At 56.2% G+C, this 18,505-nt stretch carries 16 protein-coding genes and 1 pseudogene; 9 read left to right on the top strand and 8 right to left on the bottom strand.

The features are described from left to right. Nucleotides 1-392: 392 nt before the first annotated feature. The 3 genes from CCGE531_RS28735 to CCGE531_RS28750 form a co-directional block, all read right to left on the bottom strand. Nucleotides 393-1,427: an IS110 family transposase gene (locus tag CCGE531_RS28735; RefSeq protein ID WP_120670180.1), complete on the bottom strand. Its 1,035-nt coding sequence runs from the start codon at nucleotides 1,425-1,427 to the stop codon at nucleotides 393-395. Between the two features lie 485 nt (nucleotides 1,428-1,912). Beyond that, on the bottom strand, nucleotides 1,913-2,206 hold the full coding sequence (locus CCGE531_RS28745; RefSeq protein ID WP_120670182.1) for a hypothetical protein: 294 nt from the start codon (nucleotides 2,204-2,206) through the stop codon (nucleotides 1,913-1,915). Between the two features lie 125 nt (nucleotides 2,207-2,331). Then, nucleotides 2,332-2,595: a hypothetical protein gene (locus CCGE531_RS28750; RefSeq protein ID WP_120670184.1), complete on the bottom strand. Its 264-nt coding sequence runs from the start codon at nucleotides 2,593-2,595 to the stop codon at nucleotides 2,332-2,334. Between the two features lie 598 nt (nucleotides 2,596-3,193). Between CCGE531_RS28750 and CCGE531_RS28760 the strand changes: the two genes are divergently transcribed. Further along, complete coding sequence (locus CCGE531_RS28760; RefSeq protein WP_162944065.1) at nucleotides 3,194-4,153, top strand: HD-GYP domain-containing protein; 960 nt, start codon at nucleotides 3,194-3,196, stop codon at nucleotides 4,151-4,153. A gap of 46 nt (nucleotides 4,154-4,199) precedes the next feature. On the opposite strand, the gene CCGE531_RS28765 is transcribed toward CCGE531_RS28760, so the two are convergent. Next, complete coding sequence (locus tag CCGE531_RS28765; protein ID WP_245459432.1) at nucleotides 4,200-5,903, bottom strand: sensor domain-containing diguanylate cyclase; 1,704 nt, start codon at nucleotides 5,901-5,903, stop codon at nucleotides 4,200-4,202. A 1,066-nt stretch (nucleotides 5,904-6,969) separates the two neighbouring features. Here CCGE531_RS28765 and CCGE531_RS28775 point away from each other — a divergent pair. From CCGE531_RS28775 to CCGE531_RS28785, 3 genes are all read left to right on the top strand, one after another. After that, a complete protein-coding gene (locus CCGE531_RS28775) occupies nucleotides 6,970-7,581 on the top strand; it encodes a plasmid pRiA4b ORF-3 family protein (protein WP_162944108.1) in 612 nt (203 codons plus the stop codon). Nucleotides 7,582-7,715: 134 nt separating this feature from the next. Then, on the top strand, nucleotides 7,716-8,000 hold the full coding sequence (locus tag CCGE531_RS28780) for a DUF1778 domain-containing protein (RefSeq protein ID WP_120670192.1): 285 nt from the start codon (nucleotides 7,716-7,718) through the stop codon (nucleotides 7,998-8,000). Continuing rightward, nucleotides 8,001-8,510: a GNAT family N-acetyltransferase gene (locus tag CCGE531_RS28785; RefSeq protein WP_120670194.1), complete on the top strand. Its 510-nt coding sequence runs from the start codon at nucleotides 8,001-8,003 to the stop codon at nucleotides 8,508-8,510. It begins immediately after the preceding gene. Nucleotides 8,511-8,823: 313 nt separating this feature from the next. On the opposite strand, the pseudogene CCGE531_RS28790 reads toward CCGE531_RS28785, so the two are convergent. Then, nucleotides 8,824-9,081 (bottom strand): annotated as a pseudogene (locus tag CCGE531_RS28790) (IS30 family transposase); the annotation flags it as partial. 15 nt (nucleotides 9,082-9,096) lie between these two features. Beyond that, nucleotides 9,097-10,803: an adenylate/guanylate cyclase domain-containing protein gene (locus CCGE531_RS28795; protein ID WP_120670196.1), complete on the bottom strand. Its 1,707-nt coding sequence runs from the start codon at nucleotides 10,801-10,803 to the stop codon at nucleotides 9,097-9,099. 327 nt (nucleotides 10,804-11,130) lie between these two features. Here CCGE531_RS28795 and CCGE531_RS28800 point away from each other — a divergent pair, with 327 nt between their 5' ends. Further along, nucleotides 11,131-11,715 carry a DUF4337 family protein gene (locus CCGE531_RS28800; RefSeq protein WP_120670198.1) on the top strand — a complete coding sequence of 195 codons (585 nt, stop codon included), beginning with the start codon at nucleotides 11,131-11,133 and terminating at the stop codon, nucleotides 11,713-11,715. 26 nt (nucleotides 11,716-11,741) lie between these two features. On the opposite strand, the gene CCGE531_RS28805 is transcribed toward CCGE531_RS28800, so the two are convergent. Beyond that, nucleotides 11,742-12,707 (bottom strand): magnesium transporter CorA family protein, encoded by a 966-nt coding sequence (locus CCGE531_RS28805; protein ID WP_120670200.1) that lies wholly within the window; start codon nucleotides 12,705-12,707, stop codon nucleotides 11,742-11,744. Nucleotides 12,708-13,077: 370 nt separating this feature from the next. Between CCGE531_RS28805 and CCGE531_RS28810 the strand changes: the two genes are divergently transcribed. From CCGE531_RS28810 to CCGE531_RS28825, 4 genes are all read left to right on the top strand, one after another. Further along, nucleotides 13,078-14,070, top strand: a complete 993-nt coding sequence (locus tag CCGE531_RS28810) for an AraC family transcriptional regulator (protein WP_120670202.1) — start codon at nucleotides 13,078-13,080, stop codon at nucleotides 14,068-14,070. Between the two features lie 579 nt (nucleotides 14,071-14,649). Continuing rightward, nucleotides 14,650-16,653: a methyl-accepting chemotaxis protein gene (locus CCGE531_RS28815; protein ID WP_245459434.1), complete on the top strand. Its 2,004-nt coding sequence runs from the start codon at nucleotides 14,650-14,652 to the stop codon at nucleotides 16,651-16,653. Further along, on the top strand, nucleotides 16,653-17,117 hold the full coding sequence (locus CCGE531_RS28820) for a chemotaxis protein CheW (RefSeq protein WP_120670206.1): 465 nt from the start codon (nucleotides 16,653-16,655) through the stop codon (nucleotides 17,115-17,117). The genes CCGE531_RS28815 and CCGE531_RS28820 overlap by 1 nt, the downstream gene beginning before the upstream one ends. Before the next feature lie 84 nt (nucleotides 17,118-17,201). Further along, a complete protein-coding gene (locus tag CCGE531_RS28825; RefSeq protein ID WP_120670208.1) occupies nucleotides 17,202-17,390 on the top strand; it encodes a hypothetical protein in 189 nt (62 codons plus the stop codon). A 529-nt stretch (nucleotides 17,391-17,919) separates the two neighbouring features. Here CCGE531_RS28825 and CCGE531_RS28830 read toward each other — a convergent pair. Continuing rightward, nucleotides 17,920-18,504, bottom strand: coding sequence for a TadE/TadG family type IV pilus assembly protein (locus CCGE531_RS28830; protein WP_348633036.1), 585 nt, complete (start codon nucleotides 18,502-18,504; stop codon nucleotides 17,920-17,922). Between the last annotated feature and the right edge of the window lies 1 nt (nucleotide 18,505).

Here is an 18,505-nt window from a genome sequence, read left to right on the forward strand (position 1 = left end):
TGCCATTGCGCATCCTTGCGGGTTGCGGAACAGCAGCCCGATTCAAATTGATTGGCACCAGCGATCGTGGCCGGCTGGCTGGTTCCGGTAGTGACGAAGCCGCTCGCGATCGCGCCCTCAATAGTGCTGTAGCGAGTGAGCGGCTTCGTGGTTCGCCATCCTCGGCAGTCATATCTCCAGAACGGTCCAGTGCCGGGAGCAGCGTTGTCTCCGCGGTCGACAACAGTCGCCGCACGATGGGTTTTCGCAGGCAGGACCTTCCTATGTTTTGTGCGCAGTCTTCAATTTGCTGCAGCGTCACGAACGGAATGACCCAACCCACGTCCACAGCAGGGACGCACAGTTCGTCAAATCGAGATTTGACACGCTGAGGGAGGAAGCTGGCGCTTCGTTTATGCGAGATCGGCGCCAGCCGATGTATTGAACTCTTCTCCTGTCGTGAGCATGCTGTGCATGATGACAGCGAGCTTGCGAGCGACCGCCACCGCAGCGCGTTTGAACCCTAACCGTTCACGCAGCTTCAGCCCCCAGGCCCTGAGATTGCATTCGGCCCTGGTGCCGGTTCTCGTCAGCAGAACCGTCGCCGCTTCGTAAAGCAGTCCTCGTAGATGGGTATCGCCTCTTCGCGAGATATGGCCGTCATAGTCGACCTCGCCTGACTGGTAGCGTCGTGTCGTCAGCCCGAGCCAGGCGCCCACCGAGCGCGATGTTCTGAAGTTGGCCGGATCTTCAATCGCCGCGACGTAGGATAGGGCCGTGATGGCGCCGATGCCCGGGATCGTCATCAGACGCTTCGCAGCGTGACTCTGCCGCGCCGCTAAGACCAGCTGCCGGTCAAGTTCGGCCGCATGCCTACGTATGTCTCGCCAAGCATCGAACAGGGGCAATATGATCCGCGCCAGGCTGTCATGGCCATCCAGTAGTGCCTTCACATGGCCGTCGAACACGCGGCCAGTTCCCTTGGGAACGATAAGGCCGAATGTCTTCATCAGGCCGTGAATCTGGTTGCTGAGCTGGATCGAGATATTCAGGAGATGATTGCGTGCCCCAACCAGCGTGCGCGTCAGCATGCTGTCGAACGCCTTAACCCGGACGGCCTTGCAGAAGCCGGCTTCCGCCAGTTGCGCCAATCCGTCCGCATCATTGGCATCGGTCTTGTTGAGTGTTTCGTTCAACACTTTTTGCGCATGCCGTGCCTCAATGCAGATCGCAGGCATCCCTTTGGCTATCAGGGCGTGATAGAACCACGTCGACAACGGCCCCGTTTCGAAGACGACGCGTCTTGCGTGCGGGGCGTGCTTGCGGATCATCCCCGCCAGAAGTGTGGGGTCCGAAGGGCATTTCCCGCGCCAGATGCGTTTGCCGTCTTGCCGGATTGAGATCGCAGTCTCTTTCAAAGAAATGTCGAGCCCGATATACTGGTTCATGGTTGCCTCCAACAAATGATGTTTGGGCCGGTTCCAATCGTGAGCCCGTATTCCCATCTTATCGGGGGCAACCACCCCTACCAGCAACAACTGAGAAAATGGCCTGAGGAGATCGCGCCGCGATTACCCCATGTTTTGTAGCCGAGGCATTTGCGTGGCTGATCGTTGAGATGGCGAGCAAGGTGTGCCAGGTCGCGCTGCGGCACAATGCTGAGATCCGTATCCCGTCGGGAAGGATCTTTGCGACAAGGCAACGATCGTTGTCATAGACGATCGACTGCGGCACTGCCCCGAAGAAGACGAACGCATGGATGTGGCCGCCGACCCGGGAGGGTGAAATGCTCGCGATAAACGTCATAGCCGCTACGAACGTCACTGGCCCACTGGTCGGCGTTCTTGTTCCAGTGGTTAGCCACATCTTCTTCGGAAAGTGCGGTCACAGTCACGTCTTGCTCCCCGCGGATTTCATGAGGCCTTCGCTACTGTCAATGCAGCGTAATCGGTTCATCACGGTCTGACGCCAACACTTTGGTCATCTCCAAAAGCCCTATCGCTTGAGCTAGGATTTCGATGCCAATCATGGTTGAAGCAATCTCGCGTGCGTTGGCCATCAAATCGCTGGCAACGTCGTCCAGCATTTCAACGATATCGAGACGTCCGTCCGCAGCCATGCTTTTCGATGCAGAGCGGAGTTGGGCGATGAAGCGATCAATCAGGTTGAGGCGTCTGGCCTCGCTCAACCCCTCGAAAATCTTTCTGCCTTTGCTATCGCTCTTCATTAAGGCCTCGAATTCAAACCTGATTTCGGCGCATTTTCGTGAAGCAGTTCGCCACGCTATGGTATCGGCATCAAAAGGACACGACAATCCTGAGTTCAAGTTATCGGGTGCGATCGATCCGTCGGCTATAAGTCCTTGTTTTCGGTGCCGGGCGAGGCACACGCCAATTCCACAACGTCCCGAGAGAGCCATTGATGGGCGGCAATAGCAAATCGAAGCTCGGGAAGCGTGCGACTTCCCTCTCTGAACAGGGTGACGACGGCAGCCGCTGCGATTTCATATTCTGGTGCGTTCCGGCTAATGCCCGTTGCATCACGCCATTCTTCGAGTGCTTGGCTGATAATATCAAGTTCAACCGACCCGAATGTCGCATTCACAAAGTCTCTCATTGTCTCTCCCGAAAACAAGCGGCAGAGAGATGGGAATCGTCGCGGCCAATTTCAAAGGGACCATCACGACCGATCAAAACGGCCGGACGCTGTCACTTGGCGGATGGCGATCAGCATCCGCTTTTTGTCCGCGCGCTCGATCGGGTGCCTGAGGTTCGGGAAACCGATCCGAGACCGCCCGTGCCACTCGCCAGGTTATTCCCGCAAGAGCCGGAGCCACTGCCACCGGACTCACCGCAGGTTCCAGCACTGCCGGGGCTAGATCGGGCGCCGCCTACATCCACGCTTGATCGGCCGAACGAAACCCTTCGGGGTGCATGGCACTGCCGATATGCAGGGTGCACGTTCGACACTCGTTTTAGTATAAAGCTTAGATTGTATATTCGAGAATAATATCGTCGAATTTGCGAAATTAGATATGTAAATCTAGGATTGAAAATAGAAATGAGATATGAAAAGTCGATTCATGGTAAATATATTTCAAAACTGAGTATGCCGTGACTGCTGAGATGTGCTATGTTGCGTTCGCTGGACGGTATTATTCCGCAAGGACTAGTTTGGTTATATTCAGAATTTTTACGACTGGCAGGCGGTTCCGGTGATAGAGAAATTCGGATTACATCAGCTGGATATGAAAAACTTCGCAGGGGAGCGAGAACGCTCTGCGGATGAGATTTTCAGCGGGATTGACAATTTCCCGAAGCCATCTCGCGTGGCTATCAAGCCGACAGTGCAGCGGGAGGCAATATGGATCGACGCGAGGCAAGATGCGGATAGTGGCGCGGATGTTCCAAGGCCGATGAGGTCAACTGCTCTTGGAATTGCTGCCAACGTCCAATCACCCTACCGAGCAAAGCAGGTCAGACTGGCCAAGCGGCTGATCAAAGAAGCAATACCGGACGTTCGACATCTTTTTAATCGGGCACGGTGTTACCGCGACATCCAATATGATTCCGCCGGGAGAGTGGTCGGAAAGCTTATGTTACGGTCCTCGGCCGATGTTGTTGCGTTAATCGGTGCCGAAAAACCCGAAGGCGGACAGGAAGGAACTCTCCTTCATTCGTTGGCCGTAAGCGCATCGATGATTGCATTTGGCCGGAGTTTGGGATTGGACGAAGATGCGGTGGGCCCTCTCGGTTTCGGCGGACTGCTACATGACATCGGAAAAATGGCTTTATCAACGAAGCTATTGGAGAGATCTGGCCCGTTGAATACCGCCGAGCTCATGGTTATCCGCACACACCCGGAGTTGGGCTACGAGATGCTCAGGCAAATCGAGGACATACCGAAAGCCGTTCTGAACATTTGTCTCTATCACCATGAGAGGTTCGATGGCTCCGGCTATCCATACGGGCTTGTCGGAGTCGAAATCCCCGAGGTTGCACGCATCGCTGCAATCTGCGATGTGTATGATGCGCTCACCAGCGTGAGACCATATAAAACCGCATGGTCCCCCTGCGAAGCAATCGATGCGATGCTCAGGTCAACTGGACAGTTCGACCCCGTGCTGTTGGACGCGTTCGTATCGTGGGTAGCGCGCGAGGGGCTTATCCAGTAGATCAGGGATCGGTTGCGGGCAATGTTGTGGCGAACGGTGACTGCAATTATCCAGCGACAACCCTATTGCGTCCGCTATCCTTCGCTCGGTAGAGCGCACGGTCCGCTTCGCGTAAGAGAGTTTCCGATCCCAAGGGCGCGCCTGTGGGCAGAGCGGCGACGCCAATGCTGATGGTCGCAACGAGATTGGGATTGAGCTCATGCGGTATCGCCAGGTGAAGGATCGACTGTCTGATCTGTTCTGCGATGACGGTGGCCTCGGCTTGATCGGTATCGGGAAGAAGAACCGCAAATTCTTCGCCGCCATAGCGCGCTGCCACGCTGTTGTCTGACGCGACCGCAGTCTTGATTGCCCGACCGATCTGCTTCAGACAATCGTCACCCGCCAAATGGCCATAGCGGTCATTGAACGACTTGAACAAGTCGACATCGATCATCAGCAGGGCGATTTTTCGTCCTTCTAATTGGTTGCTGTGCAGCTCCCGCGAGAGGGCGCTGTCGAAGAAGCGCCGGTTGGCGAGACCCGTGAGCCAGTCTTCTTCCGCCATCTGTTGCAAACGCCGATTTGCGTCTTGAAGCTGCTCCTCGATGGCCTTGCGTTCGGATACATCGCGCAGTGTTCCGATGATCCCTGTCGGCGTGCCAGTATCCGGATCCCTCAGAGCCTTAAGTTGAGCCTCTACCCAAATCCAATATCCATCTCGATGGTGGAAGCGGCAGATCACAGTGCTCTTGTGGTTGTTGAGGAGCTGCGGCAACATCACTGCTATGCGTTCAGCATCTTCCGAATGCGCGAAGCTTACGAATTGCATGCCGATCAGCTGTTCTGGCTCGTGACCGAGAATTTCCCGGCATGCCGGCGAAACATAGCGATGCGCAAAATCGAGATCGAGCTGAAACACCATGTCGGTGCTATGATCCGCGAGCAAACGGTAGCGGGCCTCGCTCATCTGAAGACGGCGTTCGGCTGCAACGCGCTCATCAATATCGTGTCCAACCGAGTGGATGGCAATTCGCCCTTCAGCGTCGACCGTTGCTCTGTTCGTCCAAGCCATCCAACGAACCTGGCCATTTGGAAGTATGACCTGATTTTCGTTGTGAAGGCTCCAATTGACGCTGCAGACGGTTCGAAGATGCTCCGCTACGGCGGCACGGCCTTCCTCCGGGATAAAATCGAATAGGCTCCTGCCGATCATATCATGCGGTTGCAGGCCGTAATGGCGCGCATAAGCATGGTTGACAAAGCGAAGCTCGCCTTCGGGGCTGGCAAGCGACACGAGTTCCGTCTGGTCTTCGACTAAACCCCTATAGCGCTCTTCGCTCGCCGAAAGCAGTCGCTTCGCCGTCTTCAGCGCGGTCACATCCGTCACCACGGCAAGAGAAACATTCCCACTATCAGGCGAGCTCGTGTCGAGGACCGCCGATAAAAGCACGTCGATCACGCCACCGTCCTTACGCACCATCTGATATTCGACGTCGTCGATGCGTCCTGTTTGGAAGAATCTTGGCAGGATCTCCTTGATTGCGTAGGTCCGCGATTCCGGTGTCAGGAAATCGGAGGATCGTCTACCAATCACTTCTTCGCGGCTATAGCCGAGCTTTGCCAACCAGGCGTCGCTGACCGCGACAAGTCGTCCATGCTCGTCGATCGAGTGGAGCATCGCCGGCGTGACCTTCATGCGATGCTCGAGTTCGAGCAGGACATTATTGTTTGGTCGAATTTCTTTTTCGCCTGCTAGGGAAGGAGACACCTGAACTGATCCATTTGCTTCACATTGTCGGGAGCACTGTCATGTGGATGTAGCTCATGAAAATCCAGCCGGCAAAATAATGATCCAGTGGCTAAGCTTAGTGTGTTTCCACTATGAGACTATTAACTTTGGGATCGGGCACCCCGCCGACGAATGAGTGGTACCGAGGCTGCATGACGGGGTGCGCCGTGCCGCTGCAAGCGTACTAATCAGCGCATGGCAGCAAATCCGTCCTGTCGGTCCGCGTAACGCGAATGTTCGGACTCACCCGAGTTTCCAGATCTCTAAACACTTTCGATGCTGGAAACATCTGCGCGTGGTTAGCAAACCGAGACAACGAAGCACCGGTCTGTATATCCGCAAGTTGAACTTGGAATATCCAAACTCAGTCAAGGCGGCGATTCCATTGGATCGCCCACGCCATTTACGGATGAGCCTGGACAAGCAACATTGCAGGGCTGGCCAAGAGTGCTAGGACCATCAAGAGCGAAACACCAATCTTCAGCATTCTGATCCGCCGTGTTTTGGCGCCGCTCCAATCATATGCCATAGAGGTCCTCATACGCGAAATATAGAAGGCACGGCTACAGATAATGGTTGCAGACACCTCGGCCAAACAAAATCGGACCACTGCCCTTTCGTTGCAGACGCGAATGTCACTCAGCCAATAGCCTTAGTCCCTTCGCGGCAGTTTACATTTCGATCATCAATAGCCTGATTGCTCGGGAGTATCGGCAGTTCGGGCTAGAATTCCGACCGTTCGAACCTGGCGCCGTCTATCACTAGGTGATCTTTTGGCAAAGAGGGCGCCAACTCACTACCGGCATGCGACAGGCCGTCGACGAATTGCTTGTCGCTCTCGGGGGGATGTGATTTATCGAACCGGCCCAGCGCGGTGCATCGATGCCGATTGAGATGCGATGGGTTCGAATTCCACACCGCCAGTTTATATTCTCTGCAAATAGCAGCGCGGAGCCATGCAAATTGGGGAGGCATAATGGCGTCCGGCCGTAGGCGATTGATGGCGCAACTTGACTCCACTCTATCCATCCTGTTCATCTGCGGCATGTTCAAGGCTATCAACGCAGTTCAGGTTCAAGTTTCGCTGAACGAGATCGAGCCGAAGGTTTGGCGCCGGCTGGTTTTGCCGTCGCACTGGAACCTTGAACAACTGCATCTTGCCATTCAGGCGGCCTTCAACTGGTGGAACTATCATCTCCACGAGTTCTCTATCGGTGGTTTGCGCTACGGTGACGTCGAGTTGTTGACGGAAGATGCCTTCGACGATGACCCGCGTGTGTTCGACTTTCGCGAGGTTCGCCTTCGAGACTTTGAGCAGGGCGCGACGTTCAGTTACCTCTACGATTTTGGTGATAGCTGGCAACATAACGTCGTCGTCGAAGAATTCTTCGCTTTCGACACTCCACCTAAGTTCGGGAGTAGCATCGATGGAGCGCGCGCCCGGCCGCCAGAAGATGTGGGTGGTGTGTCCGGGTATGAACGCTTCCTCGAGATCATGGCAGATGATGAAGACCCCGAACATATCGACACCAAACGATGGTGTGGCGGGCATTTCGATCCGGAATGGTTCGATCTAGCGGTCGTGGACAAGGATGTGCGCAACGCCCTGCGTCCCGGTGTGAAGCGCCGGCTGCATCAGCCAAAGTCGAAGCGGTGAACTCCGCTCCTCATTCTCCAAACGGCATCTCGTTTCGATCGGCATAGGGAAGCGAAAGGAAGGCGAGTACCCCGCTTTGTATTGAAATCCGCGTTACAATGGGATATATACATCCGCAGCACAGGAGCGCTCTTATGGCAACTACGACACCAAGGAAGGAAACACCCGTCTCGATGCGCTTCCGCGATGACGATCTGACCATTATTGATCGCGGCGCGGAGTTGCTCGGCATGTCTCGCACCGAGTTCATGCGGCGTGCAGCTTTGCACGAGGCGCAGGCAGCAATCCTCAACGAGACCGTTATCCGCCTCTCGCCGGATGGTTATCAGGCCTTCATGCAGGCGATCTCGGCTCCCGCTGCCGCTCCTCCGCCCAAAGCAGCCGAGCGATTACGCCGCTCAGCGCCGTGGGAACGCTAGGTGGCGCTTTCAGGCATTGAACTGCTAAACGACACCCATCGTCTGGATGTATTCGACTGTGGGAAGCCGGCTCTCAATGCGTGGCTTACCGGCTTTGCCCGAGCCAACCAGTCTCGCGGTTTCACCCGCGTTCTGGTCGTTCACGAGGATGGTGCCGTCGTCGGCTATTACGGCGTCGCACCGAGTGTCATCCCGCCGAACAGTGCACCGCATGCGATCCGTACCGGACGACCACCGGATCCGATTCCCTGCCTCTTGATCGGACAGCTCGCGGTTGATCAGCGCTATGCCGGACGAGGTATAGGCAGCGGGCTGGTCAAGGACGCGCTGCAACGGTGCATTGCCGGTGCCGATATCGTAGGTGGTCGCGCTGTGGTGGTCCGGGCCATCGATGCCGAGGCGGAACATTACTGGCAGAGCTGGGGCTTCATCGCTTCCCGGGACAATCCTTCCGTCCTTATGCGCTCCATTCAGGACGTCCGACTCTGGCTGGCGGATACGACCCACTAACTTTAAGGGATTGCTTCCCGACTGATCGGCTTCCGGCACGATATGGAGCTCACTTCGTTTTCGAGCGGCATCAGGTCGAAGCGTCGGTGGCGCGGATAGATAGTGAACAGCTTTTGCCGATTTACAGCCATTCTCATTGATGCGGGTATCTAAGAAGGAACGATCCGCGCTTGGCTTAACATTGTAATGTTATAACTGTGGCGGCAAGGTTGGAATGTCCACTGTTGCGCAAAGTAGAAATGTCACTTTGGGCGCGTCTTCAGCCATGGGAGAAGCTCATCCGACTGCATCATGCCTGCGCTTGGGCAGGGGATCAGCCTCCCTCTTGCAAATGCTCCATGAACACTTCGGTTGGTGTCTTGTAGCCGAGGCACTTGCGCGGCTGGTCATTGAGATAGCGGGCAAGGTGAATCAGGTCGCGCTGAGAGACGGTTGCTAGATCTGTATTGCCTGGCATGAAGCGGCGAATGCGCTTGTTGACGTTTTCCACGGCCCCCTTTTGCCACGGAGCACTCGGGTCGCAGAACCAGCTGCACGCACCGATCCCTTCTTCCAAAGCCCTGAACCCGGCTGTCCCCACCCGCTGTCACATCTCCGGCAGGCCGGCCTTTCGGAAGCCGTCGACAAAGTGGTCTCGTACGGATGCATCGCGCAACGGTTGGGAGCTGAGCCAATGGCCGATCGTGAAATGAGGATGAGCGATCAGGAACAACTCTGCTTCTCGCCGCGCCTCCTCACGGTGGCCCAACTGCGCAAGCGTAGCAGCCAGGAATTTGCGTGAGTTGGTACGATACGTATCTTCCCTGCGGAGTGTTGCGGTTGCCGCCTCATAGTCACGCGCTGCGTATTGCGCCTGCCCAAGATGACAAAGATACCAGCAGGCTGGATAGGGATTGAGCCGCAGAGCTTTTTCGATCTGCGCTAATCCGTCGGCGACCCTGCCGTCCAGCACGGACATGTCTGACATGGCGGCCCAGGTGTCGGCGTGGTTGGGGTCTAGCTCCAGGGCCTTGGCGAAGGCGTCCTCCGATTCCTCCCATCGCCGCTCATAAGCCAAAATGGTCCCCAGAACGTAACGGCAGCCGGCATCGTTAGGATCTAGGTCGACGGCCTTTTGCGCAAACGTCGCCGCCATCTGACGGTTAGGATCTTCAGGCTCGCCGAAATGAGTCCAGGCAAGCCAGCGGTTATAGGCGAGCAGACCGAGCGCCTCGGCATATGACGGCTCAAGCTTAACCGCGCGTTGAAGCAGCATATACGCCTCACGCTCAGTTTGCGGCGACTCTTCCGTCAGGAGGCGGGCGCGCACACACAGATCGTACGCCTCAAAGTTTTTCGGCCGATTGCGCTGCTTCGGGATGGTCAGCCGGCCGACGAGGGCTTCAACAATCTTGGCGTTAACTTCATCCTGTAATTCGAAAACATCTTCCACGGTCCTGTCAAACCGGTCGGCCCACAAGTGCCGGCCGGCTCGCGCGTCGATCAATTGGGCATTGATGCGGACACGGCCCATTGCGCGTCTGGCACTCCCCTCCAGGACGTAGCGGACGCCGAGTTCCTGGGCCACCAGCCGTACGTCGACCGGCTTGCCCTTGTAGCCGTTAACGGAATTGCGCGCGATGACGAACAGGCCAGCTGTACGGGAAAGGTCGGTGATCAGGTCTTCGGTCAAGCCATCGACGAAAGGCGCGTCCGCTTCATCCCCACTAATATTCGTGAACGGCAATACAGCGATCGAGGGACATTCGGGCAGCGGCAATATGCTCTGGAGTGCATCTGGCCAATGCCATATGTGGACCGGGCGAGTCAGGTTCTTCAGGTAACGTTCACCTGCATCAAAGAATTGGTCGCCGATCTTGCCGACTATCTCGCCGTAAACTTTGGCTGAAATGCAAATACCTCCCGGCGCGGCCTGGGTCTCGAGGCGCGCCGCGACATTGACGCCGTCGCCGAGGACGTCTGCACCGTCGTCAATGACATCTCCCAGATTGACGCCGACACGCAAAAGCAGGCGCCGGTTCCCGGAAGACTCAACAGCAGTAGGGGCCCGTTGCATTTCCAGCGCTGCTGCGACCGCGTCCACCGCGCTACCGAATTCGATTAAGAAGCCGTCGCCCATGACCTTGAAGATGCGGCCGTGGTGGCGCATCACAGCCGGCTCGATAACGCCAGAACGGAGGTCCCTGAGGTTCGCCAGCGTTGCGGCTTCATCAGCCTCCATGAGGCGTGAGTATCCCACCACATCGGCAACGACGATGGCGGCAAGGCGACGCTGGATAGGTTGATCCGTCATGTGAGGACAAGCCTAACGACCGAGTTCACAAATTATTGATCAACCGCGGGTGAGTCAACAAATCGTAGGAAGTAATGTCCAGGCGATCTCCACCTCCATCGAGCCGTCATTCTCATTGTGACCGACAGTGTCGAGGTGGACGACACGGAAATGAGTATTCACGAAAAGCGGATGGTTCTTGAACTAGTTGAAGCCTTCAATCCTTTAAAAGGATCGGGCGATCGTGATTTGATTCTGACCGCCCGAAATCCCTTCTTAGCCTAGTTCCAGATGCGAAGATTTATGCGAGAATATGTGCCCTGATTGTTTTACTTTTTGAGCTGGACAATGCCTGAAGAAATCGAGGTCGATACCGATAAATTGCGTGAAGCTATCGATGAGGAGATCGAGAAGAAGTCCGCCTCTCTGCTGCGTTTCATCGCTCTGACAACGGCGTTATTTGCCGCACTCGCAGCAATCGGCTCTCTTTTGGCGGGAGGCTCAATCAATGAGGCGTTGGCTTTAAAGACCGAGGCGGCTCAAAAACAGGCTCAAGCCTCTGATCAGTGGGCTTATTACCAGGCGAAAGGTATCAAGGCTGCGATCCTCAAATCCCAGATGGAGCTTCTCGCCGCGCAAGGCAAGCCGGTGGCGCAGGATCTCGATGAAACGAACCGGCGCTATGCGGACGAAGAAAAATCAATCAGCGCTGCGGCGCATGAACTTGAAAAAATGCGAGACGAGAAGGATGACGAGGCCAATCTCCTTATTCATCGCCACCACTACTACGCCTACGCCGTCGCCATGTTGCAGGTTGCAATCGCGCTGGGTGCCGTGGCCGCCCTGACACGGAGACGCTCGGCCTGGTGGGGATCCTCAGCTCTTGGCCTTTTGGGTGGGGTGCTACTATTGTGGGCGTGGGGCGCAGGGTGATCCAGGTTCCGCTGTATCACCCGCCGTCAGAACCAGCCCTTCACCTTGAACCAAACCAATGGAATGAGAGTGCTAAGTAAGATGACGGCCCAACCATATTGATATCCCCAGGTCCAGTCATATTCCGGCATGTTCTTGAAGTTCATGCCGTAGATGCCGGCAACAAGGGTTGGAGGAATGCCGGCGATCGATACGATGGTCAGAACCTTGAATATGTCGTTTTGAGCAATGCCAATCAGGCCGACGAGAGCGTCCAGCACGAACTGGACTTTGTTGGCAAGTTGCTCTTCATAATCCACGAGCGAATGGATATCTCGGCATAACCCTGCCAGACGCGGTTCCAGATTTTCCGACCACCCCTTGGCTTGCTGCTCAGTGTAGGTCACAACGCGCCCGAGACCCTGTAAACCGTCTCGAATCTCGGAGAAACGGTCTCCTAGACGCCCCACCTGGCGCAATTGTGCTCGCAACAGCTTGTTTGCGCGGGCTGCATGGTGGCCGCGGGGGGCCTCAGCACGAAAGGCGCTTGTTGAAAGGCCATTGAGCTCTCCTGCCAGGTGCTCAAGAGCATCGGCAACGCGGTCGACAATGTCTTCACAGAGCAATGTGAAGACCTCGAGGCTCGATTTTGGAGCATCTTCTCCGGCAAATCCGGCCGCGACGGCGTCAACAGCCGGCAGTGCCATAAACCGGACCGTGACGAGACGATTCATGGATAAGACAAACCCGAGGGGAGGTGTCGTATCAGCCCCCTCCGGATGTCGGGCTGCTGACGGCGTACTCATGTAAAGCACGCCATGCTGATTTCTCAGTCGGCTCGACGTTTCGATTTCACTGAGGGCACCAAGGGAGGGGAGAGGCGCGCCAATGGCCTCCTCCACTTCCTTTAGCTCAGCACTGCTAGGACTCAGGAGGTCGATCCATAAGGCTTCTGCAAACGCTTGCGGCTGGCCCTTCTTATCGTCTTGCGGCACTGGGAAAACGCTTAACATTTCCTATGGTCACTCCCTGCCTATGGCCAGAAACTCTCGATTCGTCCGAGAATGGCACTCAGTCGACCGAACGGCAATTGGCGAGAATGAGCGCTGGAAGTAATGATATGTTCCGGCGGGCCTGATTTTGAAGCCTGGCAATCCTTCAAGGATTGGATCAGGCTTACGCGGGCACGCCGCACCACGATCACGATCTATCGTCGCTATCAGCGAACGCGCATCATGCTATGTCGGCTATGCAGCAATGACCTCTCTGAGGTGCGTACTTCGGCATGAACTTTGCCTGCTTTAAGGAAAAACAGCAGCCGCAATTTGCGGCGGCGACGTTTTTGATCATTTGCCACGTATTTCAGCAAAGTTGCCCGCCAGTATGCCACAGAATATCGCAACGAAGTTCGTGCCCCGCTTTCACGGATCGACTTTTGACGGCATGGTCGAGACGTTAGCCGGGCACTTCGGCTCGTTCGCCGCCGCGCCGATTGGTCAAACCTCGAGCTTCCAGTGGAACACGGATTTCTGGACGAACGGCACTTTGACATTGGTCACCGGCCAATATCACAACGAATGGCGCGTGAAGGCAGTGCCCCAAACGGCGAAATGGCTATCGATTCTCTCGGTGCATAGCGGCGCCATCGATATATCATCGGGCCAACGTGCCATTGAGAGCCGGCCCGGGGGGCTGGTGTTGGTCAACAACCACGAAGCCGACCATTTTTCCGTACGAGGCGCGCCGAATATATCGAACGTGTTGCGCCTGGATTGGTCGGTTATCGTACAAGCCGTCGCTGCAATCTTCGAAATACCCCTCGACGGATCGCTGGATCTCTTGCCGATGGTTGATCTTTCGACGCCTTCGGGGCTCCTTGTCGGCAATTTGGTCGGAACGGTTATTTCCGGTATGTATAATAACGGACCATTGCTGCAATCGCCGCTCGCCATGTCGCATCTCGCCCAGACGCTGGCCGATCTCGTGGTCCGAACGATCCCCCATCGTTTCTCATTCCGCCTGGAGAAGCGGATGCGTCTAATCGCACCATGGCATGTGCGCGACGCGATAGATTTCATGCAAGCGAACGTCGCCAAGCCGATCACGATGCCGGCAGTGGCCGAGGCCGTCGGTGTGTCGATACGTGCGTTGGAAATGGGATTTCGCACCTTCAAGGAAATAACGCCAGCAGCTTATCTCAGAACTCTTCGATTGCGCGCCGCCCGCAGCGACCTGCTCGACCCATTGAACCGGCAGTCCGTGAAGGCGATCTGTGTGAAGTGGGGGTTTTTCCATGTGGGCCGGTTTTCGGCGGCCTATCGGGCTATCTTCGGCGAAAATCCTTCGGATACCAGGAAGCGATCGACGGACGCATGATACCGAATCTGAGTTGTATGGCTGCCGGTCGGATCGAACCACGATCTAGGCTTGCTTGGAATATCGGGCATTATTGCGTCCAAACTCGAGCCATTCGGCAGGGTGTGCCAGCGTCTAGCAGGCGGGTAGGCGCCAACATATCTCTTGGCGCATATCTCGTTCAGTTTAGCGGCTGACCTCTCGTGCAAGTCCTCTCGCTACCGACTGGCATTGGCCGAACGCTTATCGTCGCTGTAGTTGTTGCTCACATCCTGCTTGCGCTCTTGGCTCAAAGTCAGCGACCCTGCCGTCGTGATGCCGCCGGATAGATCCGTTTTTCGACTTCACTATCCAAAAGGCGCAGCAATTTTGTGTCGCAGTAAAGCAAGAAAAGCTTCATTAACCATCGCGATCGGATAGATCATCTCAGACCGACATTGCGTTATCGAACCCGCAACATCGGTCCTGCCGCTCGAATGAGTTGAAGCGGTATGCGAAAATTGGGGCGGACAAATTGGTCGTCCAACCCCGCTTCAGCGACACTTTGATTGTGTTTTTGCTGATCAGAAAAGGCCCCCGCCACATATGTTCCAGAATTCGATGAACTCCTTGAAGATCGGCACTAAACTGCTGGCGCTCACCATCGTGACGGTCGCGATTGGCGCCGGTGTCGGCATTTTCGAGGCGAGGAAGCTTCGATCGATCAACGATACCTACAGTGCGGTCCTCGATCATAATGCCACGGGAACACTCGAGCTGGGGGAGATCATCCGCAATTCCGAGACCATATCGAAACTCGTGTTTCGGCTGGTTGTGGAGCAGGACGAGCCCTCGATGCACAAGTCGCAGCAAGAGCTGCAGAATGCCATTCAGGACACTGCTGTTCTGATCGAGGAGGCAGGAAAATCGTATCCCGAGCGATCGAGTGATTTTCGGACGATGAAGGCTGATTTTGATGCCATGCTGGCTGCCTCGCAACCCACCATTCAAGCGTCGCTGGTGAATAACAACAGTGTTTCAATGGATCTCGCCACGAGCCAATTTCGACCAGCAGCAAACACCTTCGCCGACGATGCTAAAGCCCTTTACGCATGGGCACAGTCGGACATGAAAAGCAGGAATGATGCTGCAAGTGCTGTAACCGATGATACGATTACGACGAGCTGCGCCGCGTTGGCTGCGGGGACACTGATATCAATCGTATTGGGTGCCGCGATGAGCACGACACAGATCGTAAGGCCTGTTCGGCGTCTGACCGAGACAATGGCCACGCTCGCCGGCGGCAACCTCGATGTCGATGTTTCCGGCTCCGAACGCGGTGACGAACTGGGTGCGATGGCCCGTGCCGTGGAGGTGTTCAAGCAGAACGGTATCAAGGTGCGTGAGATGAACGCACAGGAAGCAGCGTTGCAGGCCAAGAGCGCCGATCTGCAGTCGAGTATCGGCGAGGTGGTATCGGCCGCCGTCGCCGGGGACTTCACCCAGCGCATCACCAAGAAATATGACGATGTTGATCTCGATCGGTTCGCAGCCAGCGTCAACGAGTTGGTGACCTCCGTCGATCGTGGCATTGCCGAAACTCGCCGGGTCATCTCCGCGCTTGCCGATGGCGATCTGACGGAAAACATGCGCGGGGAATTCCAGGGCGCCTTCGGTGAGCTGAAGAACAACGTCAATGCGACGATGGCCAACCTGCGCTCCGTGCTCGGCGAAGTCCGCTTGGCGATCGACACGATCAACGGTGGCGCCAGCGAAATGCGTATCGCATCGGGCGATTTGTCGAAGCGCACGGAGCAACAGGCTGCCGCGCTGGAAGAGACCTCTTCCGCTCTTGAAGAAATCACCGTTGCGGTCAGAAGCTCGACCGAGCGGGCGACGGAAGCCAGCCACATGGTCGATGAAGCCCGCAGAAGCACAGAGCAGTCCAGTGCCGTTGTCAAGGACGCGGTTTCGGCGATGGGTCGGATCGAACAGGCCTCAGGCGAAATCGGCCAGATCATCAACGTCATCGACGAAATCGCCTTCCAGACCAACCTGCTCGCGCTTAACGCCGGAGTCGAAGCCGCGCGCGCCGGTGATGCCGGCAAGGGTTTTGCTGTCGTCGCCCAGGAGGTGCGCGAACTTGCCCAGCGTTCGGCAACCGCTGCCAAGGATATCAAGGCTTTGATCAACCGCTCCGGTGAAGAGGTGAACACCGGCGTCAAGCTGGTGACGGCGACGGGTGATGCCCTTGGCCAAATCCAGGGCCACGTCATCAAGGTGAACGAGCATGTTCATTCGATTGCCACGGCAGCGCGTGAGCAGTCGACGGGCTTGTCGGAAGTCAGCACGGCGGTCAATCAGATGGATCAGACGACGCAGCAGAACGCGGCAATGGTCGAGGAATCAACTGCTGCCACGAACCGGCTCGCCGATGAGGCCTCCAATCTGTCGCAGCTTATTGCTCGCTTCAAGCTCGACGGCTCGCCTTCTGCACCACGCGCTGCTCGCTACGACAGTAAGCCGGTCGCTTCGCCTGCTCGAATTCTGACCCAGAAGCTTACAGGAGCGTTTGGTGGGCGCAGTGGAGCTGCTGTTGCGACCAAGGAATGGGAAGAATTTTGATGGAAAGCATGGCTAGCAACGCAACGCTGGAAATCATCGCCTTTCATCTTGGCGATCAGCAGTTCTGCATCAGGACAACCGCGATCCGAGAAATCCGTGGGTGGGCAGCGGCAACACCGCTGCCCCATGCCCCGCCTGATGTTCTTGGCGTGATGAATCTGCGCGGCTCGGTCATTCCGGTGATCGATCTTGCGGCGAAGCTCGGTGTCCACAGCGCTAGTCATACGGATCGCAGCGCCATCGTTGTGGCGGAAATTGGCGAAAACATCATCGGTTTGGTGGTCGATCGCGTTTCGGACATCCTCTCCATCGGCAGCGACCGGATCCAGCCTGTGCCCGATCTCGGCAGAACCTTCGATCCCGCGTTTTCTCACGGAATCATCCCTCTCGAGCACGGCATGGTCTGCTTCCTCAATCTGGACCACATGTTTGCCGGCATTGAGGATCGGATCGAAGCTGCCTAGATCGGGCGTTTGCTCTCTCCTACTTTCCGCGGTTTTTTTCTCAAAGCCGCGGAGTGTCTCGTGAACCCGAGGAGAATTTCATAAATGTCCCAAGTCATCGCAATCAAATTTGGTCAACAGACCCAGACGGACATCAGCTTAGATGACTCCGAAAATGCAAAGATCCTACAGCGCCTGGAGCGAGAGCGCCTAGAGTTGATCAAATCCACCAATTATCTGGAAGCACTGTATGCTCGCCTGCTGATCATCCGTGCGGAGAGCCCCGCCGTCTAGCAGTTTCATATCGAAGCTATTTCCATGGAATAACGCCACGAGCGTCGCCAACTATCGTCATGCCGACGACCCGGATCGAAGAGCTAAGAAGATGCCGTTGAGGAAGGGCATTGCGCAATCGCGGTGGGAGTCGCGACATATTTGAGTACGGCAACAACATGCTTGGAGGCGCCGCCCCAGTCAAAGGGAGAGGATTCACTGCCTTCGATCTCGCCGGTCAGTTCGTAACCACGACGTACAACGGCTATAACAGCGCAGCGACGAGTATAATTCTGACCGCGTGAAAAGGATCCGCCGTCGCCAACGCACGCAGGTATCTTTATCGAGAGCCCTGTCCTTCATGCGTTATCTCGCTCCTCAAACCTCAAACGCGTCGCCACTCTCGTCGTCATCGTGATTAATCCCGTCCTCGGTTGCAACCGGCATTTCGCCATCAGAAGCACCGTTTCGCCTGAGCAATCCCGCATCTTCCAATGCGTCGATATTCGGCGGATCACACAGGGTCTCCATCCTAATGCGAACATTTAGCCTAGTTGTAGGTGATTTTGTCGGCTACTCGCGGCCGACTGAAAAAGTAGCGGTCAAAACTATAACTGCTGATACCAGTGAAGTTGCCGAGAAATGCGGAAAGTGGCGTAGTGAAAGTGTACCGAACGCGGGTCAGGACGACCTGTGCCCCAGATTCCTGTATCTTCGCGGGCACCAGAATCGGACTTGCTGCGCCAGAAGCAAGCGTCGAGGTGTTGAACGCAGCGGACCAATTCACCGTCACATTACCATTTGCCGCTACATCTTCCACCGCGACCATGATCGTCAGCGCTGCGGTATCGTAAGGCTGGAGGATGAAACTCATCCCCGAGAGCAGTCCGGCAACATTGGATTTTGTCCATGTGCTTTGCTGCGAAATGATGTCGCTGGTCGTCGCGGCGATTTCATCGATCTTGCGGCTGACGGTCAAGGCATAGCCGAGATCGACTGTCGCTGCCAGAAGCAGGAGCAAGAGCGGCAAAACCAGCGCAAACTCCACACCTGATACGCCGGCACGGTCCCTTAGCAAACGTCGAAGGCCAACGACTGCGATTCGATATCCCTGGTGATCGCATTTCATTGTCATG

The organism is Rhizobium sp. CCGE531, from assembly GCF_003627795.1.
In the GTDB taxonomy this organism is placed as follows: Bacteria; Pseudomonadota; Alphaproteobacteria; order Rhizobiales; family Rhizobiaceae; genus Rhizobium.